Raw genomic sequence first — 26847 nt, 5'->3', positions numbered from 1 at the left:
AACGCCGTCATTCGAGCCTGGGTTTTAAAAATCCAGTTGACTTCGAACGGGCGGCTACCCTATCTTAACTATGTGTCCATTTTTTTAGGGGAAGACCATCTGCCCCTTTGGCGTTGATACGATTCAGACAAAAGTCCTCAAAGTGATATTCTATTTATGAAACCAGGACAAGTCCATCCGGGTCACCGCTGGCTTTACTTCTTGTCGCCCGTCAGCGATTTGCCCAGATCCTCGAGTTTGTCCGTCGCTTCGGTCTTAATTTTCTCCATACCCTGATCCTTCAAATCGGTGAGATTCTTCCCGAATCCCTCCGGAAACAAACCGCTCCCGGCGGCCAGCGCTTTGGTGATGAGCGTCTTCACTACCGTGGCAGTTACCTCGCTTATTTTCGCCCCGTTATCACTGCCGACATCATGCAATGAGAAATTATCGAGTTTGAATGACTTCTCAGTTTTCTGTCCAAGAAGACTGAGCGAGCCGGTTACGTTTATATCACGCAGCGCGATCAACCCGATGCGGAATTTCTGGGATTCTCCCGATGATGACATATCCAGCTGCTTGATATGGTCGAGCAATACCTGATAATTTCCCTTTTTATCAATCTGTTCGAGATTGAGCGTGATACCCTCAATGATAAACGAATCGACCATGACTTCATCGTCCAGTACTGATCCGGCAACGACATCAACCATCCCTTTGCGAAGCGACAGAAAATTCTCCGCCGTGAATCCTTCCGGGTTGCTGATTTCGAGGTTGTTTAATTCCAGACTGCCGCCGCTTATTTCGAGGGAGGCCGAACCGAGGTCGGTTTCCACACCGAGGGCATAAGCGGAGCCGGTTTCAACCGCTTTTTCGACCAGCATATTGCGGCCGAAGTACGCAACCACCAGCGCGACAATTACAAGGATAACTACAGAAAGAACGATTTTCTTAAACATAGCGACAACTCCATTTATAAATTACATACCGGGCTCAAACAGCCAACGGCCCATCTACTGCAAGTAACCCAAAGCAGGTAGTGGGGCACCCGCGCTGATATCCCCCATGATTATTCAGAATTTAAATATCTTGATACAAGATAACCGTATTATAATTCAATATCAATAACCTTTGTTTTCTCCCTTTATTCGATTTCGATTATGTCAGCGGCACTCGCCGAGCGCAACAGATAGCCCACAGCCCGCCGAGGCGGGTGGGGCACCCGCGCCGTGGGGATGTCGACCTTTCCTATTATCCTGCAGTAAAGTGTGGGTTACGAATTCGCACCGCGAGCGGTGCGCCACCGGCCGAGTCTAAGTTTCAAAAATCCAGTTGACTTCGAAAGGGCAGATACCCTATCTTAACCATGTGTCCATTATTTTGAGGGAAGATCATAGGAACTATAAGTATGGCTGGGATGCCTATTGAGAAGGAGATTAAACCATTATAAAATCGGATCTGACGCGTTTTGTGTCAAGAACAGGCAGTTGCCTGTTGCTGCTGTTGGTGATTGGTGATAATGTTTGGTGCTCTGATATGTCAAGAGATTCAATTTCGGCCGGGATGATATATGTTCAAGGCGGCAGTTATGAAATGGGCGATGTATTTGGCGATGGCAGAGAAAACGAAAGGCCGGTCCACCAAGTCACGATAAATGATTTCTACATCTCGAAGCATGAGGTGACGGTTGGACAATTCAGAGCCTTTGCCGGGGAAGCCGGATATGCCACATCGGCTGAATGCCCTGATGACTCAGCAGCGCGCATGGCGATCATGGAGCAATTCTCCTCACGTGATCTAACGCCGCAGAAAAGGTCAGAACTCCATGAACGCCTATTGCAGTTGTCGGGTGCCGGATTCTGGGATGCGGGTAAGAGAGACTGGACGGGGTACAACCCACTCACCAACTGGAAGAATCCCGGCATCGAGCAGACGGAAGATGACCCGGTACTGGCAATCTCACTGGATGACGCCATATGCTATTGTAACTGGCTCAGCAAAAAGGCTGGTTTGCCTGTTGCCTACGATTTGACCACCGGAGGGATCCTGGATAAAGATGGCAACCCAACTCTTGATGTAACTGCTGTCAGAGGTTTTCGATTACCGACTGAGGCCGAGTGGGAATATGCGGCAAGAGAAGGTGGTCGCAAAGTGAGGTTCGGGAACGGCAAGGACATTGCCAAGTCCTCCGAAATAAACTTCCGCGGTGATGAAGGTGAATACAAGTACCTTGACCGCGGAGAGTATTTTGGAGGAACGAAACCGGTTGGGAGTTTCCCGCCAAACTGCTTGGGTATATACGATATGAGTGGAAACGCCTGGGAATGGGTGAGCGATAAGTACGCAGCCTATGGCGGCGAAGCTCAAGAGAACCCTTACGTGACCACCGGTAGCAAGCATATCCTGCGGGGTGGAAGATGGGGTGGTGATGCTTCCGAGGCTCGAGTATTTCATCGTAGTGCTTGGCCTAGAAACGACCGCTGTAATAATTCCGGTTTCCGAATAGCAAGATCGAGATAAGAGATGACGGCGATTCTTGGGTCTGTACGGCCTCTGGTCAGGGGAGTTTCCGATATGGCTGAATGGAGCGCTAAAGCCCAAATCAGATAATGCTCTTTCTAACACTTTTCTAACAAAACAAGCCAAAACACCCTAAAATAAAGGAAAACACCAGACACTTAGTTTCCTGTAAGTTATTGCTATTACTACAGGTTAGTGTCTGGTGCTTTCTTTTGTTCGGACACCTGAGCTGGCTCATAACCCGAAGGTCAGGGGTTCAAATCCCCTCCCCGCTACCATAATTCATTACATCGCAATTAGTTATACGTTCTCATGAGGAAACAGTCTGTCAAGGCTCCAGCCCCAAGGTCAAAATAATTTTACCTCTTGTTTTATGTTGACCTTTTTTAACTGGAAATTCTTCGCATTGTGACCTTCGGGTTCTTCATAACTACACTGAATAAAAATTTTTATCTACAAAGTGAATTGCCTATTGACGGTGAGGACCATACTGATTTGGTGGCTGGATAAAGTCTTGTGAGTAGCTTGTGATGGCCCTTTTCTTCTTTTAATCGTGAATTTATTTCATATTTCGAGGCTTTCAATTAAAATTTGGCTCAATACATTTAATCTAATTCGCGGATTTTCGCTGATGCTTTTGCCGCAATTGCACATGATTGAGGCGCAAGCTCAAAGCAGGCTCTATAATCTGCCAGAGCCCTGGCATTATCGCCACAACCTTCGTATGCCTGTGCACGTTCGTAGAAAGATTCATAGTCTGGCTCCATTTCCAAGACTTTCGAATATGGTTCGATTGCCCTGCAATATTCCCCGTTTTCAATATACGCCAAACCTCTAAAATAATAACTCCAAAAACTGTTTGGCTCCAATCGATAGGCCATATCAAAGTCCGAAGTTGCCTTATCGGTTTTTCCCAATAAATAGTAGGCTGCTCCTCGCATTGCGATAAATTGAGCCTTAGACGAGGAAATTTCTATTGCCCTGGAACAGTCATTAACAACATTGCTGTAGTTACCCAATGCCATATTGCACAGGGCTCTATTTATATATGCCTCCACGGTCTCTTCAATGGTCAAGGATTTGGTGAAGTCTTTTACTGCCAAGTCATCTCGACCAAGTTCGATATTGACAAGCCCTCGGTTGTTCAAAGCCTGGTAGCTGGATGGATTAATCGTTAACGCCTGATCAAAATCGTTATTGGCTTTTGCATATTCACCAATAAGATAGTACGTCTGGCCGCGATCAATATATGCGATCTCAAATCTGCTATCAGCAGAGATGGCATTATTGAATTGTCCTATAGCCTCTTCGAATTCACTCGTGGCAAGCAACATCTCGCCCTTGAGGCAGTATTCTATAGCCTTATTTCTGTCGGCCAGAATTAGACCGCTGTGTATCATAAGGAATACCAATATGAGAATAAGCAGTATCCCTTTCCTCTTGACGGCATTCATAGCTTTGCCCCTTTCTTTCCAAAAAGATGACTATCACTTGACTTCGGCTGTGAGTTGTATTTTAATCCATTTATAGCCGAACTGGCGTCTGGAGTCTGGCAAGTCCGACCACTTTTCGTCAATCTCATAGTCCAGAATCGTAAAAGTATATTTTACATTTTCAAATCTTACGGACTCTTGGTGCCCAATTGCCGGGCGCGTGCCTTTGGCTTGTCCAAGTCGTGTAAATGTTAAACAAGTATCTCGCTTTCTGTCGAAATCTTCACTATATGGGTGGATTTCAAGCATAAACATCTTTGCCATAGGTGCGTAATTACCATCTACCCGATCATAATCCAACCCTTGCTTGTTTTGTGGTGTGGATAAATCCGATTTGTATACCCGGACGGCATCTGACAAATCTGTAATTACCAATGAAAAGTTATATGCCCGATCATCGTCATCAATATATGTATAAATATCCTGATTTTCCAGATCATACAGTGGCTTAAGATTAGGCTCCCAGGTGCCAAGTTTTCCCTGAACAACGCCTTGAACCGTGAACTGCCTATCCACGAGAACACGCTCCTTGGAATCTGATTGAGCCGATACCATATTCGCCGGATGCAAAATCAAAATCCCAAGTAATATTAAAACGAAAAAGGAAGATACAAAATAGCCTGAAGCGTTCTTTGATGGCAAAAGATATCCACACATGATTACACCTCCTCAATTATATGGTAGATTTACTATTTCATCGCTTTGCAATGAAACCCTTGAATTTCAATCTCGTCCAACGAAATCATCATCCCAAACCTGCCAGAGATATAAAATCGTAAGCTGCGCGTATCTGAATAGGTCCATGACTGAATATATTAGGGCGGTACGATATGCATGACACCGCCCTGATCCATAAACATGGTTTATTCTGTCAATGGGTAGATAGCGTTCCAATTTTGCTTTTCCAGCCACCTCCTTCGACTTCCACGTGGTTTTGCCCAGCATCAACCCCCATCGCTTGAGTTTGGACAAGGTATATTTTATGAGTTGCATTTTCCGATGGGTAGTTTACAGTAAAGGAGACAGAAACATCCTGGTACTTTTCAACCGCAGACTTCCTGCGGACCCTGTTAAAAACGCAATCATATACTTTGTTGTTAATACAAACATAAAGCTGAGTGATAGGAGTACGTTTGTTATTCCAAACCTTCAAATCAAAGGATAGCGAGATCGTATTCTTCTTGACAGAAATATCAAGATTTTTCCACGCGTAGCCGACATTACCATCCTCTTCCAAATATTCACCCTTGCTTTTGGTGACATCTACCGAATACGAAGAAGTATAGGCATAAACTAAAGCGCTGGTCAAAAATACACACAGAAAGAATGACCAAAACATTACTCTCGATGAATTCCCTCGTATTTTGAGTTCCTCCTTTTAATAGGTTATTGTTTATAAATCATATACCCAACTAAAGATTTGGGCAAATCATCGTGACCTTGTTAGTTGACTATGATTTATATTCTGACAACATTTCCACTACCTCCCGATTCCTGACAAAAAGGAGATGATATCTACCGCGGCGAGCTGAGCGCTTTCAGGCGCTTCAGTCGTCTTCGCCTTTTCGAAAATCGGGATAAGAACATCTCGGCTAAATTTTCGAGATAATAAACTTGCTTGATTCATTCCCCCCATTTCAGCGATGCCTTGATCATGCGCGGTCAGGCCGCGCCTATATACACTTAATCCCTCACTCTCACGATTAGCATCGACCATTTCATGAGTTTGGGCAACCCAAATAAGAAGTCCCTTAAACAGAAAATCTCCCTGCTTGCGGAGATTATCTTGCGCGATGGCGTAATTGTTATAAAGCCTCCTTGAAAATCTCTCTTTCGGATCAAGTCTTATGTCCAAACCTACCAAATAATTTTCAATGGGCGGAACCATATGACCCTGATCAGCATCCGCAACGTATCGCTTTGTGGCCTCGAATCTCGCTTGGATTTCCCGCTCCATACCAGCCAAAGAAGATAGGGTTCCAAGCTTTACTTCGATTCGTCCCAGGTAATACATATATTCTTCATACCTACTTACCGCCCGATCATAATCCCTGCGGTTATTTATGGGCATAGGAACCTGTATCGCCTTTGATGCCTTTTGAATGTCGATATCTTGAGAGACTACCATTTCAGGAGTAGTATTTATAATGGCTTCATATGCTCGGATTTCAGCAGCGCTGCTCTGTTGTGACTTTCCGCTCTCCGATGATTCGACTACCGCAATAGTGAAATCGAGCATATTATTATTTGTGAATCTCAACTGTATATAGGGAGAGCCATATTCTTTTTGGAGATATATGGGGTGATCTTTACTCAATTCAAGTGAACCCGACTGGGTTGCACCTCCAACAATATCCACTCGTATTCTGTCATTTACCCAATTATCCGACGCAAGATTAACATTCAAAGCTTCAAATCTAATATCCTCGCTGGTTCCGGGGTGAATAACTATTTTATAATCCTTTTCACTGGAAAAGACTAAGGATGTAAAAACAAGAAGAATTGATAGCGAGAACGAAGCAATCAGTTTTTGATTGGCAATCATCAAACCTCCTATTGAAAATATAATTTACTGAATCCAAGGCATTTCTATTTAGAATATACCTAATCGTTTAAAATATATAGTCACAACTCCTGACTTTTGCAGAAAATATTTTATGATTGCGAACCTCAATTTAAACATATAGTCTAATATAATAATATATTAACGCAAGTCCACATTTGTCTACACCTCTTTCTAACAATTTTCAAACAGAATAAGCCAAAACCGGCAGAGGCCGGGTTTATTTAATCTATTGCCATTAAGACGGTTAGTGTCTGGTGCTTTCTACTGTTTGGACTAATGTACAGGCTCATAACCCGAAGGTCGCAGGTTCCCTTCAAAGGCTCAGGATCTTCGCTTCGCTGCGACAAATCCTCTCCCCCGCATTCTGAGTGACTGCGGGGGGGATAATATCCAATTAAATTATCTGCTAAGTTCCTGTCGTTCCGCAAATCGGCGCCGGACCGCCTTTATACAGATAACTGATCAAATAGGTCACATCCAGAATATTGATTACATTGTTGCCGTTGGCATCAGCTTTATCGCTGCAGACCGGGGCCGCTCCACCCTTATAAAGATAATTGATTATGAAAGTCACATCAAGAATGTTGACAGCATCATTGTTGTTGGCGTCACCCGCCACTTTACAGCAACCGGGACCGCCGGATTCAAATCCCTGCCAGAAACCATGGTTGAGACCATAATTTGTCGATGATCCGGCTCCGGTGGCAGTTTGAGCAACGGTGCCACTTAATTGATAATTCGTCGAAGTACCATTGATACTCCCACCAGATGATATCACCTGCCAGTTGATTTCCTCGCCGACTCTTTCGTTGGTATAGGCGATCATGGCCAGAATCACTATTGCAAATAAAATCAATATTGAGATTTTCATGATTATTCCTCACTGCGTTCCGGATGATCCTGCAAGTCTTGATGATTTATTTTATTGGTTGATTTCTCCATACCGAATCCAAAAAGTTCGGGATTCCTATATAAGCCGCGTTCATCATCAGACTTATATTCTTCGACCGATTTGCGCATATTGACTGCGAAAGCATCTTTGCGGATTCCGGTCACTTGCCATGAAACCTCGACAAATGGTTTGTCCGTTTTAATGGAGAACCGATTATCTTTTATTTTTTCACTAATGATTGCCTGGGCAAAAGTGCCCATTACCGTCAATTGATAACGGAAATCAGAATTTAAGGATTCAAAGTAATTCGGTAAATCAACAGCAGCATTTCCATCAGCATCAGTAGTAACATTGCCGTTATAAATATTCATCATATCTGGTGAGCTGACATCGGAGTGAATAAGATACATATTTTCCGGATCATCAGGGTGATCTATTATGAATTCCCCGCCGCCTTTGCTGTAGACACCGGTTGCATCCACATTACCATAGAAGTAACCACCGTAGTTTCCTGTAGAATTACCACAGGAAGCGTATATTCCATAATTATTTGTCGCAGAGGATCCCCGAGCCCATACACCATAGGCTGTTGCTCCATCCCGTCCTTCTGAGTATAAACCATAAGAAGTCCCGGTTGCAATGCTAGTAGTGAGGGCTTGTGCATAACCATAAAGAGCATATCTGTTATTACCATCTGTCGTATAGGAACCTCTTATCGCATATCCATACCAACCGTTCCAGCCGTTGTATGGTTAATCTCGCAGTCAACGCCATATAATATACCTGTACTTGAGTTACTTAAATTCACCTTTAACCCAACTCGAGAGGCTGGAATGTCATAGTCGCTCTCACGATAGATTTGACTATCAAATGTTTTGGTTCCAGTAATGGTTTGTAATGAACTTAAGTTAACCGCCGTGCCGCTTATCTTTGAAGTCGAGATGCTGGCAGAGTTACTAATGTCGGCATCAACGATAGCGCCGTCAGCAATTTCGGCGCTGTAAACGGCATTGTCAGCAATTTCATCTGAACCAACTGCGTTGGTAGCAATTTCATCTGAACCAACTGCGTTGGTAGCAATTTCGCTGGAGCCAACGGCATCGTTTGCAATATAAATTGCGGTAATGCCATTAGCGGCGACCGCTACGGTTACGCTGCCCGATGTACCGCCGCCCGTTAGACCAGAACCGGCCGTAACTCCGGTAATATCGCCACTCCCGACATCATCGATACCATCGGCAAACCCGGCCGGGACATTGGTCATATCGCCCCAATTAAGGTAGAAATCCGGCCCTTCACCTGCAAGGGTTTCAGCATTGTCGGCTAAATTGGCATAATCAGCATTTTGCGAATGAGATGCATATGGAACGGATACCAATTGAATTCGAGGCGAAATCTCCGCATCAGTTCCAACCGTAATTCCCAGGTAGCGGGCGGGTGTTGTAAACAAATTGGCGGGCATAGAAATTGATGCACCCAATTTATAATCGAATAATCCATCAGTAATGGTCACCGCCTGAAAACCGCTTGACCATAGCGAATCAGTACCTGTTGGAGAACCATAAATTTTGAATTTGATCAGGTAGGGTCCGTCAGCAACCGGATCACCGGCCGCATCTGTCAAACGACCCTGATAGTTAATTGTCTGCGGCACATCGGCCATGACAGATACGGCCAGGGCCGACATAATAAAAAGCAAAAACAGCTTTTGAAGGTTAACAAATCCGGCCATGTCATCCTCCTTATATCGTTTTTGATTAAATTATATTCAATACAGATTATTTACTCCAGGCTGTATAAAAAACTACTGAAATAATACTACTATTTCGATCGCTATTCTCGTTTTTAGACCTTGGCATATATATTCACAGTCTGCCGGATTCTGTGATGTGCTCTTATTAAGATGTTTAGAAACCAGATATGAAAATTTGGTCTATTAATGTAAATATATGAAAGCTATTGCTTTTGTCAAGGCAGAAAATGTGTTCACAGGCGGTTATATGACTCAATCATCCGCAGGTCGATCTTTTTGGTTTCCCGCCCATTATTCACCTTCTTCTCCACCCACTTCTCCACATCTTTCTCCTTAAACCGCACGAACTTGCCGATCTTGATATGGGGGATATAGCCCTGGTGTGTCCACTGGTAGATGGTCGAGGGCTGGACGCCCAGGACTTCGGCTATTCAAATGGTCTCGCAAAGCCTGCCCAGCTTATGCAAGCGGCTTAAATAAGACCCATCTAACATCGCGCAGACTAAGTGAACAAATTGATGACTTTCCTTGCCCTAAATGGTCATAAATAGACAAGGGAAATAGCAAAATGAATAGGCGTTTTAATTGCCATGAATTGGCCTTATGTACCACACATAGTAGTATTTATTTAGATCATTGTCGCCCAATGACCCGAGGGAAAGCAACGGCCTTTCCCGGATACTCTTATTTCCGCATTAACATTAAGCCGCCATTATAACAACCCTGAAAAGCGGAATATCAGCTTCCAATTTAACGAATTGCGCCGCCCCGCTACCAAAATTATTATTCCACAATCAGTTATGAGAGTGCACAGAATCCAATTACCTTAAGACTGCCAACCCGAAGGTCGGGGTAGTTTTATCTGGTATTTTCTACTATTGGGATTTTTGCATAGTCTTATAATCCGAAGGAGTGAATTGCCACCCCTCACTATATGTCGAAATACCACTCCGCTGTCTTGTCTGAGTTCAGTATCAATTTTGACTTGTTGTTGAATATTTCCGTTTGCGGTTCATACCGTTTGTCAGTTAAGGAAAACTTGATTCTGCAGATACCCGCTTGATTCTCTGATTTGGCTCGAAGAATTATCCGAATATCCGGCCCATTTGCTACGGTTAACGCCCCGTTCTGCTTTACCTGATAACCATAATTCTTAAACTCATCCAACAACTTGCTATAATCAGGATCGTCCACGGCTAGTTCGAGTTCTACAATATCCTTCAATAGCAAATCGCTTCGGTACTCCTCTTGATTATAACATTTTCGTGTGATGTCAAGAGAGTCATGGTTGCGGTCCGGATACTTGGATATCATATATTCGTTCTTATACTCCATGGCCCAGGTATTGGTTATGAAACTGAGAGTAGTATCTTCACTTAAGAAACCGAACATTTGGAACCAGGGAACTTCTTTGTCATCGATCTGTCGATACCTCACGTTTTTCCAGATATTTGTCATCCCTGAGTCGGTGAACTGTTTATGGAGATGCTCGATCCCGTTTTCAACTTCAACACCAAAGCCTATTCCGGAATATCCTTTGTTCTCATACTCTCCGATATTGAAGAATTCGATGTAGGTGTTTTCGCCCCAAACATAAGTACCGGTCCAAGATTGTCCGCTGTCGGCAGCAATTGTCTTTGTGATGCAGGCGCTAAAGATGTCTTTTAAGAAATCGGAATTACTTACAGAGGAATAGGTGGCACTGTCAAGGGTAACATATACATGGTTTACATATACCAAGGGTTTGGAATTATTTACTTCCCCGTGACTCATACCGGGCAGAATAAGTAGTATTAGGCACAAAAGCATGAAACAATATCTCATCATGATATTCTCCTTTTGTCTGATTAAGAAATTGCAGCAATAATTCATAGGCTCTCACTTGTCCGGTAATATTATTCCTGGCACAAATACTTCAATCTCATATATGAGAGGACTGAGACCGTTACAAATATAGCCAAAGCGAAACAACTAATGCAAGTCCAACATTTTTCTAACAGAATTAGCCAAAACCGGCAGAGGCCGGGTTTATTTAATCTATTGCCATTAAGACGGTTAGTGTCTGGTGCTTTCTGCTGTCAGGACTATTGTACAAGCCCATAACCCGAAGGTCAGAGGTGCCTTACCCGGACTGCTCACAGTGTTAATGGATAATTCCACTCTCTTAAATAACTCACCGCCCGGTCTTGCCGCTTACGGTCTTTTCTGTTATATTATGCCATCCGGCTTGGCCCGGCGAACCGGCAAGGGGCTGGGGGTGTGGGCAGAAGACAACTACCGCATTGGTAAATAACGGCCGCCACGGCATTAAAAGAGGACAGGTTATGCTTTCGAGGAAAAATTTATTCCCGGCTATTCGGGTTCTGGGTCTGACTGTAATAATAATGATTTTTGTCTCCGGTCTTGTTTCCGCCGAGGAGCGGATACTGGTCAGGGATTCTATCCCGGATTCATACAAGTGGGATTTCAGCCACATCTACCCCGACTGGAAGACATGGGAAAGCGACTTAGCCCGGCTCGATTCGCTGGTCGATTATTTCGCGACACTCCAGGGGACGCTTGCCGAGAACCCCGATAACCTCCTTAAGGTCTTCCGCTCCCGCGACCGGATCGATAAGCTTAATGACAGTGTTTCCTCGTATGTCGGTCTGCAATATGCCGTCGATGTGAAAAACAATGAAATAGGCGGGATATATCAAAGGGTGCGGGCCATCGGGAAAAAATACCGGATTGCGCAATCATGGTTCACACCGGAACTGCTCAATTTAAACCGGGATATTCTTCAGTCATGGATGTCTGCGAAACCGGCCCTCAAGGAATACCGGGTGGAAATCGAGAATGAATTCAGGCGCCAGGCGCATACACTCGACGCCGCGCAGGAGCAGTTGCTGTCGTATTTCTCCAGTTTCCAGGGTTCGCCGGTGCGTACTTACGATGCCCTGACCACGGCCGATGTCAAATACCCGACTATTACCACTTCCGACGGTCAGGAGGTCAAGCTGACCGAGGGGCGGTATATGAATCTGATCGTGACCGATCGCGACCCGGAAGACCGGCGAATGGCCTTCGAAAGCACCATGACGATCTACAGCACCAACCGCAATACTTATGCGACTATATATGGATCCGTGCTGGAACGTGACTGGGCGACCGCCCAGGCGCGCAAATATGCCACGACGCTCGAAAGTTATCTGGATAACGATAATGTCCCGACCGAAGTCTTCACCAATTTGATCGAGACCGTCAAAAAGGGCTCCGCGGCGATCAGGCGGTACTTCAATCTGAAAAAAGAATATCTCGGCCTCGATTCTTTTCATATGTACGATCGGTATGTTCCGATAATTGACTTCGAGAAAAAATACGAATATGATGAAATAAAAAACTGGATTACCGAGTCAGTGGTGCCTCTTGGCGAGGAATATCAATCCAAACTTCGTAACGGATTCGATGACCGCTGGGTGGATGTGTACGAAAACGACGGCAAGAGCACCGGCGGCTTCTGCTCCGGTGTTTACGGGGTGCATCCTTATATTCTTGTCAATTACAATGAAACGATGGGTGAGATGTTCACCGTGGCCCATGAAATGGGACATGCCATGCATTCGGTGCTCGCCGAAGAAAGCCAGCCATATCCGACCTCCGGCTATTCGATATTTGTCGCCGAGGTAGCTTCCACCGGAGGCGAGCAGTTGCTGCTTCGCTATCTTCTGGACAAGAGCCAGGATCCGAAAGAAAAGATTTATCTTCTGCAGTACACCATCGATGATCTTTACAAGACTTTTTATCGACAGGTTTTATTTGCCGATTTCGAATGGCGGGCGCATCAGAAGGTGGAAAAAGGTGAGCCGGTCACGGCGGAAACGCTGAACGAATTGTACCTACAGGTTGTCGATGATTTCTATGGTGATGCCATGGCCAAAGATTCGCTGCTCGGTTATTACTGGGCGACCGTCCCGCATTTTTACTTCGGCCCCTATTATGTTTATAAATATGCCACGAGCTACGCCGCTTCCACCCGCCTGATAAGTGATGTCATGTCAAACACGGGTGAAGCGAGAGAGGCGGCCGTCAACAGATATCTTGGCCTGCTCAGGGCCGGCGGCAGCGACTACCCGATGAATCTCCTGGAGCGGGCCGGTGTCGATATGGCCGATCCGCATACATACCAGGCCATCATCGATCTGACCGATGCCCTGGTGACACAACTCGAAACGGAGCTTCACAAATTGCAGTGAGCCGGGATTTCAGCTCTTCCAGCCCGAGATCCCGTCGTTCAGGGCGATTTCGTCGATAGCAGCGGCATAGACCCCGGCCAGCCCGTCCAAATCCTCCTGCGCCCGCGCCAGATCATCGTTATTGCTGATAAAAAACGACTCGCCGATGAGGCAGGGGGCCTTGGTATATTTTAAAAGATATCCCCCCCGTTCCTCGGCATTTTTGGGTTTGATGCCGCGGTCTTTCAGCTGAAGGTGCCTGACCAGATGTTTCTGCAGTATCTTTGCGGCACTTTTCCCCCGGTCGGATTTATGATAGTACAGCACCTCCGTCCCGGTCGCCTTAAGCTGGAATGAGTTGCAGTGAAGACTGATGATAAAATCCGGATTGAGTTCGTTAAGGTCATGGGGAAGCGTATCATAGGTACGGCGGTACACTCGCTGCACATCGGCCCCGGTCACCTTGTGTTCGATCATAACAGCCAGTCGATCATTAAATTCAAATTCCGACAGACCGCTGTCGGCATTGACCGCACCTCCGGAGTTTTTCTTATGCCCTATCACCAGAGCGCAAAGTCTTCTGATCCCGGTTTCGGCGTTGTCCGAACCATTCATGAGTAATCCTCCTTTGTTTCTATAATATTAAAAGTCTACAATTGGATTCCAGCTGCATGTCTTCGCCGTCCGCCATATCTTATAATCGAACTGACAGCTTCAGCCCTGATTCCTGATCTGCAAACTTATGTTTATATTCGGGATGTCGTGCCGAGTCGTGTCTTAAAATTATTATCAGAATGAGTGGATTGTCAAGGGATTCGCCAAAAAAAGTGATGGGTAATTTGGGGGATAAAAAAGGGCCGCTGATGCGGCCCTGTTAAGCACAGCATAATGATCTTACTTCTGTAAAATCATCTTTTTCGAGGAGGTGAAATCTCCGGCAGTCAAGCGATAGAGATAAATGCCGCTGGAGACATCGTTGCCGTCATTATCCCTCCCGTTCCAGATCACCTCATAATGGCCGGCCGGCTGAGACTCATCGACAAGAGTCGCGACATGACGGCCGAGAATATTGATAACGTCTACCTTCACCTGAACCGGTGACGGAAGATCATAGGCGATTTTAGTGCTGGGATTGAACGGGTTGGGATAGTTGTTATAGAGCTGGAACTGATTCGGCATGAGATGCGTAAATACCGAATAATCGGGATGATACCGTCCGACGGCACGTATAATATAATCGCGTGTCATCGACGGATTATCGATATTATCGACGTCGAACGAGAACTCGATAAATTCGTCTCTTCGGAGTTCCAGCCTTCCGGATGTTTCAAAACCCTGCCATATCTTCGGCGCCGGATTCTTAAGATTCAGCCTGAAATTATCGGCCGCCAGGGTTCTGATAAGCGGGGTCTCATCGGATGGAATGTACTGTCTAATTTCATCGGTGCTGAAGCGGCCTTCCCAAGTAATGCGGATCGTGATATTTTCAGTATTTCCGGCAAGGGAAGGATCATTCATAATGAGAGCGCCGGCAGGATTTTCCCGTGAGGGAACATCGCTGAGGACAACCCAGCTGCCGTCGGCCGTCAATTGTTCGACGACCATCGAACTGGGGGTGTAGTTGTTGACCGCGGCTTTGGGAGGATCACCCGGGTCCTCATACGGGCACGGGTTCTTGGTAACCGCGTCAATACTTATGCCGGCCGAACTTTCGATATTCGGAAAAACGACGAGCAATGCGCCCGAAATTTCCGAGGCAAACGATTCGCCGTCGCTTTCCTGAACAATCGCCGTCCAGTCGGTGCCATCCTGATCGATCACCGAAAGCGGGGCGATCGATGTTTGATAAGTAAATATCCGGCCGTCGACCGAACAGCCGACGCCGGTGGACTTACTATGATCTACCGTAATCAGCTCGAAGTTATCCAGGTAGGTAATTTCATCTTCAACTTCCTTGAGCTGGAAGGTCACTTTGTCGTTGACCGGGACGACTTCATTGTTGACATGGTAATAGTCGGTGACGATATCGACATAGCCGGATTTTTCGCAGGCAGTCAGGAGCGGATTTTCCTCGATGAATTCCCGGCCGTTATAGCTGAACAGGACCGGGCAGGAGGATCCGCCGCCATTTGTGACGACTATTGTCCAGACATCCGACCATTGACCGTAGCCGCAGCTGTTTATTGCACGCGCATGCCAGTAGTAGGTTCCGGCACTTAGGGATTGGGAAACTGTCCATTGCGATTCTGCAAGAAATGTTGGCGAAGAAATTGGCGAGCCAAAATTAGGATCATCATCTATCTGGAAATTATAGTATAAGGCAGTCGCTACATCATTACAATTCAAGGTTGGCTGGGCAGGTGCCAGCAGTACCTTGCCATTGACCGGTGAGTATAGCACTGGCGCATCCGGGGGGCCGAAATTCTTCATTACCGAAATGGTTCCATTATCGTCGATGTTGACCGTAAAGAGATCAATACTGCCTTCGCTGTCCAGATCAGCCGCGACAATGTCAACACCGCTGCAATACATTTGGGTATCGCAATAGTCATCAAGAGCATCTATGGTGAAGCTCGCACTGCCGTTGTTCCAAAGGATAGTAACACTCATGTCGTCACGATTCGCGGTAACAAGATCCATATCGCCGTCACCATCAAAATCGGCCGCATTGATGGCCTCAGGGCCGTAAAGCGGGCTGACCGTCGAGTATAACCCGAAACCGCCGTTACCGTCATTCATATGGATTGTGACCTTATTATCGGTCTTATTGCTTACTGCGAAATCCACGAAGCCATCCCCGTTGAGATCGGCAGTCGCAATTTCAAGCGGTCGGTCCCCGGTATAATAATCGACTCTGGGGCCAAAGCCTCCCTCTCCGTCGTTGAGAAAGACACAGGCTGAATCGGACCAGGCGTTAACAATGACCAGGTCAAGGGCGCCGTCATTGTTAAAATCGGCCGCCTTGGGATCAAAGGGGTTATCAAGAACCTCCAGACGAGTCAGCTGGCTGAAGGTGCCATTGCCGTTATTATAAAAAACGGCAATGTAATCGGGAGTCCCACTGCCGATGCCTATGACGAGATCAATATGACCATCCCCATTCATGTCGGCCGGGTAGCACCCGCCATGGATGTCGACCACCTGATATTCACCCTGAATCGAAAAAATGCCGTTTCCATTATTGGCGAGAATGGTGACATTATCGCTGGCATAATTCGAAGTCGCCAGATCGATATAACCATCACCTGTGAAATCAGCCGCGCAAATTCCATTGGGCCCATGACTATCGCCAAGATATATATCTGTATGGGTCGGGAAACCGCCGCTGCCATTGTTCAGGAGTATCGAGACATAATTCCTGGTCTGACTGCTTGTGGCGATATCGACAAACCCATCACCGTTGAAATCAGCGGCGGTGGCCTTATTCGGATTGGCATAGGTGGCATATTCGATGCTTGGACCAAAATCGGCGGAGGCACAGCTTGCCGTCGTGAATGACCAGGTGTAGCCGTTTTCCAGCGGCAGACCGCCGCTTGTTTCCAGACCGTCCGTCAGGACGACGGTTATTTCTTCGCCTTCCTTAAAATCGACGGTATGAGTGAACGTGGCGTATTGACTACCGGTCGCATAGAATACCGTTCCGGGATATTGTCCGGTGGTTTTGCCAATGACCTTGAATGTGGAATTGTTGAATGTCGAGCCGTCCATTTCCTGATTGAAGACGACAAATATCGGAGAGGTTTTCATGACATCCAGCGCGTTTTGGGATGGAATAACAAAGGAAATTGGCTCCTGATAGCCAATCGGCAGGGCCGCGATATATGGCTCCTGGTTGAAGGCGGTCACTGTCAGAGTGATCTCGCCGCTTGCCGGCAGGGCGATATCAATCGGAATAATCGCTATTCCCGATGAATTGGTATATGCGGATCCATGAAGGATACCATTCTCATAAAGAGCGCACAGGGCGCCTTCAATCCCGCTCACGGTGACGTCGAATGTGACCGCATAGGGTTCGATGTACGTATCATGAGATACCGCCATAACCGCCGGGGATTTAGTGAATAACTGAACCGAAGGGTCGCCGAAGATATGCCAGGTCTTGAACATCTGAACACTATTGTAATTTTGAGCGTAGGTTTCCATCATTTTACAGGAACCGTTGTAACAAATCCCGCCTATCGTCGATTTGGCTTCACTGACTATCAGGAAATTCGCCTCATCCTGAGCTTCCATGGGTTCATACCATGACTGTGATACCGATGACATATAAGCGGCGATGGCTCCGGTCGGATTGCCGTTGTTTGTAGCGCGAAGCCACGCCTCGGCAAAACAGGTTTGACCGACAAAATCGCCATTATAACAGGCGACGCTGATAATCAGTGGAAGCATGAACTCATTCGTCAGGCTGTTTACATGCGAGATATAAAAACTGGAAGTGACCCAGTGATCATAGTCGCCATGGCCGGTATAATTGACCAGACTGCGACCATTATTGAGGGCGGTCGTGACCATAGAGCTGGTCGCGGTCGGGTCATAGATCTGATCGACCAGGGTATAGCCATAGCTCAGGAGACCGGTCCTGATATTATTGAGATGCTGGTAATCATATTCGCCGTCATCGCCGGGTCCGAGATTGGAGGCAACCCCGGTCGCCTTCTGGTACCAACTGCCGCCAAACGGCGTCTTTTCATAATTGACCGTCCTTAATATCTGTGTTTCCAATTCAGTATTATTGGACGCAGACAGGCGCCCGACAAAGATTTCGGGCCAGTTGTCGGTGCCGTCAAGTCTGGAATAATAAGGATCGGAATCGCCCTGGTCATATGGAACCGCCACAAATTCGGCGTCACCGACCAGAAGGACGAAGGCCAGGTTATGGGTGTCGTAAAACTGGTCGATGTAATTGTAAATCTGTGACACGGTATTGCCGATCGTCGAGACGTTGACCAATGTCGTCTTAATCCCTTTTTGAAGTTTCCAATCGACCAAAGGCAAAACCAGATTATGAAATGCATCCGCCGTAATAATGAGTATTTCTCCCGTTTCATCTACAACCGGATATCTGCCGGTATTGTAATCATAATTAATAAAGCGGCGTTCATACATTTGTTCAAAATCGGGTATCAGTTCCAATTCGCTTCGACTTCTGGTAAATACATTGATTCCGCCGGGGCCGGTGTTGACCACCTCCAATGTTACCGAATTGTAAACACGCAGGACCGTGTCCTGGTGATTATACTGAAAGGCATTCAGTTCGACTATCAATCCCCTGTAATCCCTGAAGATAAAGGGTTCGCCGATTTCCGCCAGAGTCGCCGGGGACCAGCCCGGACTGAAATAGGCATCACCGAAGGTATAAGGAATGGTGTCCGGCAACACGGTTCGCAATAAGCTTCCTTTCGATGGTGCAACCGGGGTGCCGTGATAGTCAATAAAGTTCGATGATAAAACATTGACAGCCATTTGGGCGTCATCAGGGATAATAATACTTCTGCAGATCATCGGTAATTCCGGGGCGCCTTCATTCAGAATTTTGCCCTCTTCGCCGCAACTGATCTTGTAGTAAATATCTCCACTAATATTGACTTCTTCCCTGTCATATGCTCCGATATCAAACTTAATCACGGTTCTTGTATCGCTGGATTCCAACACCGTGACCACGATATCTGCGAGCGTGCTGTCCACTACGATGCGCTCGGCATTGGCCGTAATCGCCGCTAAAAACAGCATGATTACCGAAAAAAATAACAATTTTCTCATCTTTCCTCCTAAGGTATAAGACTTCCTAAAAGTCCTATTAATTGATCCCACGCATTAACCGGATTGCCCTGTCTCCGGGACCGACATCTGTGTGTCCTTTTAAACCTCCTTTCTTTTTAAATTTATTAAGCGATGCGGACAGCGAACTTCAGAACGTGGATTATGCTAATAAGTTTGCCCAAATGTGTTTATGGTGTTGCCGTGTGGTAGTTTTCATCCCCGGTCGTTGTCAAAGATTTCCCGTGCTCATATTATGCTCTTCATGAATCCAATCAGTTAAGCGGCCCGAATCTTACAGAAAAAAATATTGTTTGAAAAAAATATCGTAAAACGCCGGCGGTTAGAGTGCTATTGGGAAATGGTTATTATAATTTGCCTGCGATCTTTTGTCGAAAATGCTTGCATGATTCGCCTTCATGCATATATTTAAATTAAACCGGATTGGTTTGACTCACTCTGATTTTTCATCCCGGTGCTTTGGCGCACACTTTATCACACAGGATTGTGGCGTGGATAAACGATTTATATTCGCAGCAGTGGCGGTATTATGGCTGTTTTTTAACATGCCGGTCATGGCCGATCAGTGGGAGGATTATCTGAATCTGGCCGACTCACAGGCCACGGCGAGAAATTTGGACTCGGCCCGTGTTCTGGGCGCCCTGGCTTTGCAGGAGGTCGAGCGTATTTGCGGGCCGGATGACAGCCTGGTCGCTTATGTGGTGTGCAAGATCGGTTCATATCAGCTATATAATTATGACTATATTGCGGCCGAATCATCGTTTGTGCGGTCCCTTGAAATAACAAAAAGGCGCTGCGGCGAAATGCATTATGATGCCGCCAGGGCGTATCATTATCTGGGAATGCTCTGCGACGAGACCGGTCAGACCGACCGGGCCCTGGCCTTTGAGTATAAGTCCCTTGAGATCTGCGAAAATATTTTCGGAAAAAGTCACTTTCAAGTTGCCAAGGCACTGCATAATCTGGCGCTTACGAATATGAACAAGGGATTATTGGAAACGGCAGAATCTCAATATATCCGGGCACTGAATATTTTTGAAGACAATCTGGGCCAGGATGATCCCCAGACCGCGGTCTGTATTAGAAACCTGGCAGTACTATATGAAAAAAGAGGGATGTATTCCGAGGCTGAGCGGATGCACAAAAAAGTCCTTAAAATTCGTGAAGAGGCTTTTGGGCGGGAAGATTTCATAACGGCCAGTGCCATACTCAACCTGGCCAACTGCTACAAGATGACCGCGCGGTTTGAAGACGCCGAGAAATATTATCTTGAAGCGATCGATATCTGGGAAAAGACGGTCGGGCCGGAGGATCTGTATGTTGCCAAGGGTTTTTCCAGCCTGGCCGGGCTGTACATTTTCCAGAAAAAATATGATGAAGCCGAAGCGATGCTGCTGCGGGCGCTGGCAATAAATGAAAAGGTTCTCGGCCCCAACCATCCCCTGGTAAGCGATAACTTGAAAATATTGGGAATCCTTCTGGACCGGAAGGGAGAATTCGATGAGGCCGAAAAATATCTGTTGCGGGCACTTGAAATTAATAAAAATTCCTTCGGCCCGGATCATGCCTACACCCTGTATATAACCAGACAACTTGGGGATCTTTATTTGAGTTGTGGTAAACTGCAACAGGCCGATTCACTGTTGAATTACGGTTTGAAAATCGCCGAAAGCAATTACAAGAATAACTTTATGCTTCTCGTAAACTACTACAGTGTTTTAAGCAGGTTATATGCCGCCCGCCATGATTCAATAAATGCTTTTGAGTACGCCTTGCGGGAGACCGACATGAGATTTAGTGTTCTTCATGATGACATAATCACCATGTCGGAAAGGGATGCCCTGGCTTATTCTCAATATGCCCGAATGTCACTGGACGGGCTGCTGTCGCGATATTTTGACGGCCGGGAGTGGGATCCCGGAACAACCGGCAAGGCTCTTGACCTGATTCAGTTCACCAAGGGGCTGATTACCGATGGAATCTTTGAAAGACAACGCTCCACCATGATGCGAAAGGATCCGGAAACGGCCCAAATACTGGATTCTCTCAAACTCATAAAATATAAATTATCAAATTTATTCACGGCCGGGTCGGATAGAAATACGCCATTCTATAAACAGGAAATCGATTCACTTGAAAATGTAATTAAAGATTTGGAACAGACTCTGTCGATGCGCAGTGCGGATATCAGAAAGTGGCTGAATGACAAACAATTAAACCTGAGGCGCGTCATTGAATCTCTCTCGGATACGGATGTTTTTGTGGATTTCTACAAATTTAACTATAACAATGTCCTTCCCGATACTTCGGCGCCCCACTATCTGGTCATCATAGCCTCCAAAAAGCAACCGGCGAAAATAATCGATCTCGGTGAAGCCCGTGAAATCGATAACTTTATCGAGCGCTATCGTGATCACATGAATCATATCGCCGCGCTTGGCGGAGTTACTATCGATTCCGACATGAAAGAATATGCGAAAATCAGCAACTGCATCTATCGGAAGCTCTGGCAACCTTTTGAAGACTGCCTTGAAGGCGCCGGTATGATCATGATTGCACCGGATGATGCCCTGAATTTGATTTCTTTTGCCGGGCTGTCCGACGATGATGGAAAATATCTGATCGAGAAATATACGGTTCACTATTTGTCATCAGGACGGGATCTGGTTCGTCTTGAAGAACCATCCTCGTCCGGCGAGGGTCTTTTTGCTCTTGGGGATCCGGATTTCAACGCCACCGCGTCAGAGCGAATTTCGACGGGGACTTATCCAAATAACGGCGGCGATGAGTCGGCGCCGCCTGTGGCGGGAAATGTCAGGTCGGTCTGCGGGATGTTCGATGAAATAAGATTGAGCCCCCTGCCGGAGACAAGAAAAGAAATCAAAATGATTGCGGATACCTGGAAAAAATATAATGATGAACCGGCCGAAATTTACCTTGGACATGCCGCTTCGGAAGATTATTTCAAATCGTACTCTCCCGGTAACAGAGTTATCCATCTGGCCACCCACGGATACTTTTTTGACGGTGGCTGCCATCCGGATAATGCCGGCAATGGAAGCAGCTCTGAGACGCCCTATGTCGGCGAAAATCCGCTGCTTCTAACAGGTCTGTTTCTGGCGGGAGCCAATAATCGTCCTGAGAGCGCCGACAGTGCCGGCCTTGAAGACGGCATCCTGACCGCCTGTGAAGTTTCCGTGCTGGATCTGAGCGGGGTCAGTCTCGTGGTTCTGTCGGCCTGCGAAACCGGTCTCGGGCAAATTCAGGGGGGCGAGGGGGTCTTCGGATTGAGGCGCGCTTTTCAGATGGCCGGAGCGAGAACGGTCATCAGCACACTCTGGCCGGTAGTCGATAAATCAGCCATGGAAATCTTCTCCGGATTGTACCGCAGCAGCAATATGTCCCTGGCTGGAAGTGTGCGGCAGATACAACTTGATAAAATCAATGAGCTCAGAAAACAGGGTCGGAATGATCACCCCTACAACTGGGGCGGAGTGGTTATTTTTGGGGATTGGAAGTGATGCTGCTCTCCGATGTAGGGATGTCGAACAGGGTTACTGAATGCCGAATTCATATCGGCATAGCAAATGTGTGGAATCGGCGGTGGATTCCCTGATAATTAATTGATAATTCCCGTTTTTCATCAATTTCCACGGAAGGACCAGTTGGGCGGTCCCTCGTTCGTCGAATTTATCGAAATCATCAATAACCAGTACCGGAAGATTGCTTTCGGTAAGAATTTCCAGAATATAACTGTTATTTTTATCAACTCCGGGGCAGGCGATGAAAATGACTCCATCCGTTTCTTTGCCGCTTTCAAATACATTCTTAACGGGGGTCCGCGTGGGAGTGAGGTATATCATCTGAACCGGCTTAATCTCCTTTCCGTACTCATATTCAGTTATTTTTTTCAAACCCATATAAGAAGGTACCAGCAGTACCAAAATCAGAAAATATAAAAAGGCAGGTTTGAGTATGAGCGGCAATCTTGGCCAGAGATATTGAGACAGTTTTTTTCGAGACGACGGTTCCGTCCCGATATCTGCCAGTTTTTCCTGCAGGGCCTTTTTAACATCCGCCGCCCTGCCAAGCATTAGACCGCGGGGCATAAATTTCTTCACTTCAGCATAACAGTAATCACATGACAGAAGATGGGTCTCGAATCGGTCCTTTTCTTCAGTGCTCAGTAGTCCCAGTTCATAGGCATGCAACAACGTCCCGGCCGTTTCATCGATACATTTGTCATCCATCATTCGGCACCTCCGTCGAAAACACAGTCTCTCATAATCTTACGGCCCCTGTTAAGCAGCACGTAGAGATTGTTGCGGGAAATATCCATGCGGCCGCATATTTCATTAGTGTTATAGCCAAGCTGAACCAGATTTATAACTCGCGCGTATCTGGGAAATGAATCGACCAATTTCTTCAGACATTTGATCAGAATCTGCATAATTTCATTATTTTCAGCAGACGCTTCGACCAGATTTTCGAGATTATCACGATGATTTTCCGAGAAAATACGGTTTTCGACCGATTTTCGCTGAAAATAGCTGGCGATTTTGTTTTTCAGTATTTTTTGGGCCCACGCATTATATTCGAAAGGACTTTTAAGAGATTTATATTCGGTCAAGATCACGGCACAGGCCTCCTGGGCAATATCCCTGGCATCTTCTTTACATATTACTAATCCGGCCAGAACTGAAAATCTTTCAAGGAGGTGCCGAGAAAGTTTCTTCTCTGCCTCGATATCGCCCAAAGCCGCTTTTTTCCAGAGTTCTTTCAATTTGCCTTGATGGAAATTTCAACATATTCCGTTTTATTTTGAGACAATCAATTAAACCGCAGAGGCCTTATCAAGCAACACTTTTTTTGTCGGAAATATAGTAAAGCTTCGAAATCAGAATATCTTTGAAAATTTCAAAGAATAGAACCATGTAATTGCAGGCCAGGCCGGCTTTGGCACCGGGGCGGTTGTATTCAACTATTAATTGGAATACCAGCTTTTGGTTCCGTGACACTGCCCCGGCAAGCCCGAACAGGTTCCATTGTTATAGGTCCCCTGAAATGAGAAGACGACCGTCTTGACCCCGTCGACATGCACATCATTGCCGATAATGTCCTCCTGGGCATTAACCGTGGCAAAGTGGCAATTCATGCAGGCAACATCTTTATCCGTAATGTGCTTCTGGTGTCTTCCGCTGAGATCCCGGGGGTTAGAACCATCATCATGGCAGGAACCGCAGCCGGCCTGATTGGCCGCTGTCCAGATCGGTGCATTGGCAGTGTAGCCGCCGCTGAAATTGCCGTGGCAATAGGTTGAACTGCATCTGGAAGTACTTCTGTTCCATGATGACTGACTGCCGGCGAGTGAACTCCAGGTCATCTCGGCCACCGAATCAATCCCAAGATGTCCCGGTGCCGTCAGCGAATTCGGAACGAGGTGGCAGTCGGTGCAACTGAAGGCGTCGGCATAAGTGCCGCCTTCTATATGTTTCGTGTGGGCCCCGACCGCACGCTGGGTGGTCAATGTTTCGCCGCGCAGGCCGAGCGGCGGTGCACCGGTCGGATTGTCGGTGCCGCCGTGACACCTGCTGCAGGCCTCGGGGCTGAATCCGTGACAGTCGACGCAAATGGCCGCATCACGCGTGAGGGTATCGACAATGCCGTTAATATGCCGATCCGGGCCGACAATGGTCAGCGATAAATCGACCACATTGGCATGACAGTCGGCACATGCCAGGCCGCCGGTCTGGATATGATATTCATGTTTCCACAATAAATCGGCCGGTGCATATCCGATATCATGGCATGAGCTGCAATGCGCCTGGTTATTAGCCGTCCAGACCGGAGCATTGTCGGCGTAACCGCCCGCGAAATTGCCATGGCAGTAAGTGTTGCCGCATGATTCGCTGTTACGATCCCACGACGATTGATTGCCGGCCAGAAGGCCCCAGGTTATTTCGGCCACCGAGTCCGCACCGAGATGTCCCGTGTCGATGAGCGTGCCCGGCACGATATGACATTCACTGCATTCGATGCCATCGGACAGTTCGCCGCCATCCATGTGCCCGGTGTGGGCTCCCACGGCCCGCTCGCTTGTCAATGTTTCGCCGCGAAGTCCGACCGGCGGCGCGCCGGTCAGATTATCGGCGCCGCCATGACAACTGGTGCAGGCGGCCGGGCCCGATCCATGACAGACAGCGCAGACGGCGGTATCGCGAACCATTATGTCGGTTTCACCATTGACATGCAGGCTGATATCGGTGACAGCCAGAAGGGTATCAACAACGCTTGCATGACAATCGGCACAGTACAAATTAGCCGTATTTATGTGAAAAGCGTGTTTCCAGTGCAAAGTCGCCGGATTATCGCCGATATCATGACAGCTTCCGCAAACCGCTTGATCCGCCGCCGTCCAGACCGGCACATTCGAATTATCGCCGCCGTCGAAATTGCCGTGACAGTATGTATTGGAGCAAGTCTCATTATTCCTGTCCCACGATGACAGGTTGCCGGCCAGCAGACCCCAGGTTATTTCGGCCACCGAATCCGGATCAAGATGACCGGGGGCGCTGAAGGAAGCCGGTACAATATGACACTCGGAGCAATTGAAGGCATCGGCCAGGACGCCATCCTCCAGATGCATCGTATGGGCGCCGACAGCCCTGTCGCCGGTCGCCAGCTCTCCCCGCAATCCTTTAGGCGGAGCGCCGGTCTGATTATCGATACCACCATGGCATGAGACACAGGAGATGGTTCCGCCGCTGTGGCACGCTTCGCAAACCGCTTTATCCCTGGTGAGGGTATCGACCGTGCCGTTGACATGAAGAGTCGGTTGCACTATCGCCAATGAGCTATCGACAACATTGGCGTGGCACTCGGCACATTTTAGTCCGGCCGTAGTCACATGGAACTCATGTTTCCACTGCAGTCTTGAGGGATCGTCACCGGTGTCGTGACATGACCCGCACTCCGCCTGGTTTTCGGCGGTCCAGGCCGCAACATTGCCCGTGTTGCCGCCGTCGAAATTTCCGTGGCAGTAAGTCGCGGAGCAGGCCCGCGCGTTCCGGTTCCAGGCGGCACCACCGCCGTCGGAATAACCGTGCCAGACAATCTCGGCGACAGAGTCGGTTGATAGTCCTTCCGAAAGATTGTTACTGTCATAATGCGCCGAATCGAAGACAAAGGCCGGAACATTGTGACAGGCATCACACTCCAGAGCCGCAGCCAGAGATGAACCTTCCATATGAATCGTATGCGCGCCGACCGCAAGCGTTGTATCGTCGGTCTCGTCTCTCAGGCCGTATGGCGGCGCCCCGGTGCTGTTATCATACCCGCCGTGACAGCCGGTGCAGAAGCCGGTCAAATTTGTGTGGCAGTCAATACATGATACTTCCACCTTGCCGCCGTCCAGATCGCTTCCATGACACTTTTCGCAGCTTCTTGATCCGGTTGCAAGAACGACATCGCCATGAAAATCGGATGAATTACTATCCAGCCAGCTATCCGGGTGAGCCCCGGGTAGGGTTGGCTTGTCGCGATCGGAACCGCATCCGATGATAAATCCGACTATAAGAGTCAGGATTATCGCCGGATATATTCCGAACAGGCTGACTTTTTGTCTGGAAGTGACCATAAAATTTATGCCCCTG

General features: G+C 47.3%; 19 protein-coding genes. 3 read left to right on the top strand and 16 right to left on the bottom strand.

Annotated features, from left to right (window positions below):
• Positions 1-194 precede the first annotated feature (194 nt).
• Positions 195-938, bottom strand: a complete 744-nt coding sequence (locus tag CVT49_00790; protein PKK85111.1) for a hypothetical protein — start codon at positions 936-938, stop codon at positions 195-197.
• Positions 939-1473: 535 nt separating this feature from the next.
• Between CVT49_00790 and CVT49_00785 the strand changes: the two genes are divergently transcribed.
• Entirely contained in the window at positions 1474-2499 is a 1026-nt protein-coding gene (locus CVT49_00785) for a hypothetical protein (GenBank protein PKK85110.1), read from the top strand.
• Positions 2500-3104: 605 nt separating this feature from the next.
• On the opposite strand, the gene CVT49_00780 is transcribed toward CVT49_00785, so the two are convergent.
• From CVT49_00780 to CVT49_00735, 10 genes are all read right to left on the bottom strand, one after another.
• Entirely contained in the window at positions 3105-3953 is an 849-nt protein-coding gene (locus tag CVT49_00780; protein PKK85109.1) for a hypothetical protein, read from the bottom strand.
• A gap of 33 nt (positions 3954-3986) precedes the next feature.
• Positions 3987-4649: a hypothetical protein gene (locus tag CVT49_00775; protein ID PKK85108.1), complete on the bottom strand. Its 663-nt coding sequence runs from the start codon at positions 4647-4649 to the stop codon at positions 3987-3989.
• A gap of 214 nt (positions 4650-4863) precedes the next feature.
• Positions 4864-5331, bottom strand: a complete 468-nt coding sequence (locus tag CVT49_00770) for a hypothetical protein (GenBank protein PKK85107.1) — start codon at positions 5329-5331, stop codon at positions 4864-4866.
• Between the two features lie 141 nt (positions 5332-5472).
• Entirely contained in the window at positions 5473-6537 is a 1065-nt protein-coding gene (locus tag CVT49_00765; GenBank protein PKK85106.1) for a hypothetical protein, read from the bottom strand.
• A 427-nt stretch (positions 6538-6964) separates the two neighbouring features.
• The gene (locus CVT49_00760; protein ID PKK85105.1) at positions 6965-7429 is read right to left on the bottom strand and encodes a hypothetical protein; all 465 of its coding nucleotides are present in this window, start codon (positions 7427-7429) and stop codon (positions 6965-6967) included.
• A gap of 2 nt (positions 7430-7431) precedes the next feature.
• Positions 7432-7860 (bottom strand): hypothetical protein, encoded by a 429-nt coding sequence (locus CVT49_00755; GenBank protein PKK85104.1) that lies wholly within the window; start codon positions 7858-7860, stop codon positions 7432-7434.
• Positions 7861-7886: 26 nt separating this feature from the next.
• The gene (locus CVT49_00750) at positions 7887-8144 is read right to left on the bottom strand and encodes a hypothetical protein (GenBank protein ID PKK85103.1); all 258 of its coding nucleotides are present in this window, start codon (positions 8142-8144) and stop codon (positions 7887-7889) included.
• A gap of 18 nt (positions 8145-8162) precedes the next feature.
• Positions 8163-9182 (bottom strand): hypothetical protein, encoded by a 1020-nt coding sequence (locus tag CVT49_00745; protein ID PKK85102.1) that lies wholly within the window; start codon positions 9180-9182, stop codon positions 8163-8165.
• A gap of 254 nt (positions 9183-9436) precedes the next feature.
• Positions 9437-9634 (bottom strand): hypothetical protein, encoded by a 198-nt coding sequence (locus CVT49_00740; GenBank protein PKK85101.1) that lies wholly within the window; start codon positions 9632-9634, stop codon positions 9437-9439.
• 499 nt (positions 9635-10133) lie between these two features.
• Positions 10134-11075: a hypothetical protein gene (locus CVT49_00735; GenBank protein PKK85100.1), complete on the bottom strand. Its 942-nt coding sequence runs from the start codon at positions 11073-11075 to the stop codon at positions 10134-10136.
• Between the two features lie 452 nt (positions 11076-11527).
• Between CVT49_00735 and pepF the strand changes: the two genes are divergently transcribed.
• A complete protein-coding gene (gene pepF, locus CVT49_00730; protein ID PKK85099.1) occupies positions 11528-13438 on the top strand; it encodes an oligoendopeptidase F in 1911 nt (636 codons plus the stop codon).
• 9 nt (positions 13439-13447) lie between these two features.
• On the opposite strand, the gene CVT49_00725 is transcribed toward pepF, so the two are convergent.
• Together CVT49_00725 and CVT49_00720 are read right to left on the bottom strand one after the other, a co-directional pair.
• Positions 13448-14032 carry a hypothetical protein gene (locus CVT49_00725; GenBank protein PKK85098.1) on the bottom strand — a complete coding sequence of 195 codons (585 nt, stop codon included), beginning with the start codon at positions 14030-14032 and terminating at the stop codon, positions 13448-13450.
• A 279-nt stretch (positions 14033-14311) separates the two neighbouring features.
• Positions 14312-19177, bottom strand: a complete 4866-nt coding sequence (locus CVT49_00720) for a hypothetical protein (protein ID PKK85097.1) — start codon at positions 19175-19177, stop codon at positions 14312-14314.
• 416 nt (positions 19178-19593) lie between these two features.
• On the opposite strand from CVT49_00720, the gene CVT49_00715 reads away from it, so the two are divergent.
• Positions 19594-22716 carry a hypothetical protein gene (locus tag CVT49_00715; protein PKK85096.1) on the top strand — a complete coding sequence of 1041 codons (3123 nt, stop codon included), beginning with the start codon at positions 19594-19596 and terminating at the stop codon, positions 22714-22716.
• A 33-nt stretch (positions 22717-22749) separates the two neighbouring features.
• On the opposite strand, the gene CVT49_00710 is transcribed toward CVT49_00715, so the two are convergent.
• From CVT49_00710 to CVT49_00700, 3 genes are all read right to left on the bottom strand, one after another.
• Entirely contained in the window at positions 22750-23448 is a 699-nt protein-coding gene (locus CVT49_00710; protein PKK85095.1) for a hypothetical protein, read from the bottom strand.
• On the bottom strand, positions 23445-23978 hold the full coding sequence (locus tag CVT49_00705) for a hypothetical protein (GenBank protein ID PKK85094.1): 534 nt from the start codon (positions 23976-23978) through the stop codon (positions 23445-23447). The genes CVT49_00710 and CVT49_00705 overlap by 4 nt, the downstream gene beginning before the upstream one ends.
• Before the next feature lie 201 nt (positions 23979-24179).
• Positions 24180-26831 (bottom strand): hypothetical protein, encoded by a 2652-nt coding sequence (locus CVT49_00700; protein ID PKK85093.1) that lies wholly within the window; start codon positions 26829-26831, stop codon positions 24180-24182.
• Positions 26832-26847: the final 16 nt, after the last annotated feature.

Source organism: candidate division Zixibacteria bacterium HGW-Zixibacteria-1 (assembly GCA_002838945.1).
In the GTDB taxonomy this organism is placed as follows: Bacteria; Zixibacteria; MSB-5A5; order GN15; family PGXB01; genus PGXB01.
Note: the sequence above shows the minus strand (reverse complement) of the source record. Positions and strands in the feature narration are given on the sequence as shown.

Coding starts and splice junctions, on each gene's coding strand:
- CVT49_00765 (PKK85106.1), bottom strand. CDS start 6,537: ATGATTGCCAATCAAAAACTGATTGCTTCGTTCTCGCTATCAATTCTT.
- CVT49_00700 (PKK85093.1), bottom strand. CDS start 26,831: ATGGTCACTTCCAGACAAAAAGTCAGCCTGTTCGGAATATATCCGGCG.
- pepF (PKK85099.1), top strand. CDS start 11,528: ATGCTTTCGAGGAAAAATTTATTCCCGGCTATTCGGGTTCTGGGTCTG.
- CVT49_00790 (PKK85111.1), bottom strand. CDS start 938: ATGTTTAAGAAAATCGTTCTTTCTGTAGTTATCCTTGTAATTGTCGCG.
- CVT49_00720 (PKK85097.1), bottom strand. CDS start 19,177: ATGAGAAAATTGTTATTTTTTTCGGTAATCATGCTGTTTTTAGCGGCG.
- CVT49_00755 (PKK85104.1), bottom strand. CDS start 7,860: ATGTATCTTATTCACTCCGATGTCAGCTCACCAGATATGATGAATATT.
- CVT49_00775 (PKK85108.1), bottom strand. CDS start 4,649: ATGTGTGGATATCTTTTGCCATCAAAGAACGCTTCAGGCTATTTTGTA.
- CVT49_00750 (PKK85103.1), bottom strand. CDS start 8,144: ATGGTAATAACAGATATGCTCTTTATGGTTATGCACAAGCCCTCACTA.
- CVT49_00780 (PKK85109.1), bottom strand. CDS start 3,953: ATGAATGCCGTCAAGAGGAAAGGGATACTGCTTATTCTCATATTGGTA.
- CVT49_00745 (PKK85102.1), bottom strand. CDS start 9,182: ATGGCCGGATTTGTTAACCTTCAAAAGCTGTTTTTGCTTTTTATTATG.
- CVT49_00715 (PKK85096.1), top strand. CDS start 19,594: ATGCATATATTTAAATTAAACCGGATTGGTTTGACTCACTCTGATTTT.
- CVT49_00735 (PKK85100.1), bottom strand. CDS start 11,075: ATGAATTATTGCTGCAATTTCTTAATCAGACAAAAGGAGAATATCATG.
- CVT49_00710 (PKK85095.1), bottom strand. CDS start 23,448: ATGATGGATGACAAATGTATCGATGAAACGGCCGGGACGTTGTTGCAT.
- CVT49_00770 (PKK85107.1), bottom strand. CDS start 5,331: ATGTTTTGGTCATTCTTTCTGTGTGTATTTTTGACCAGCGCTTTAGTT.
- CVT49_00725 (PKK85098.1), bottom strand. CDS start 14,032: ATGAATGGTTCGGACAACGCCGAAACCGGGATCAGAAGACTTTGCGCT.
- CVT49_00760 (PKK85105.1), bottom strand. CDS start 7,429: ATGAAAATCTCAATATTGATTTTATTTGCAATAGTGATTCTGGCCATG.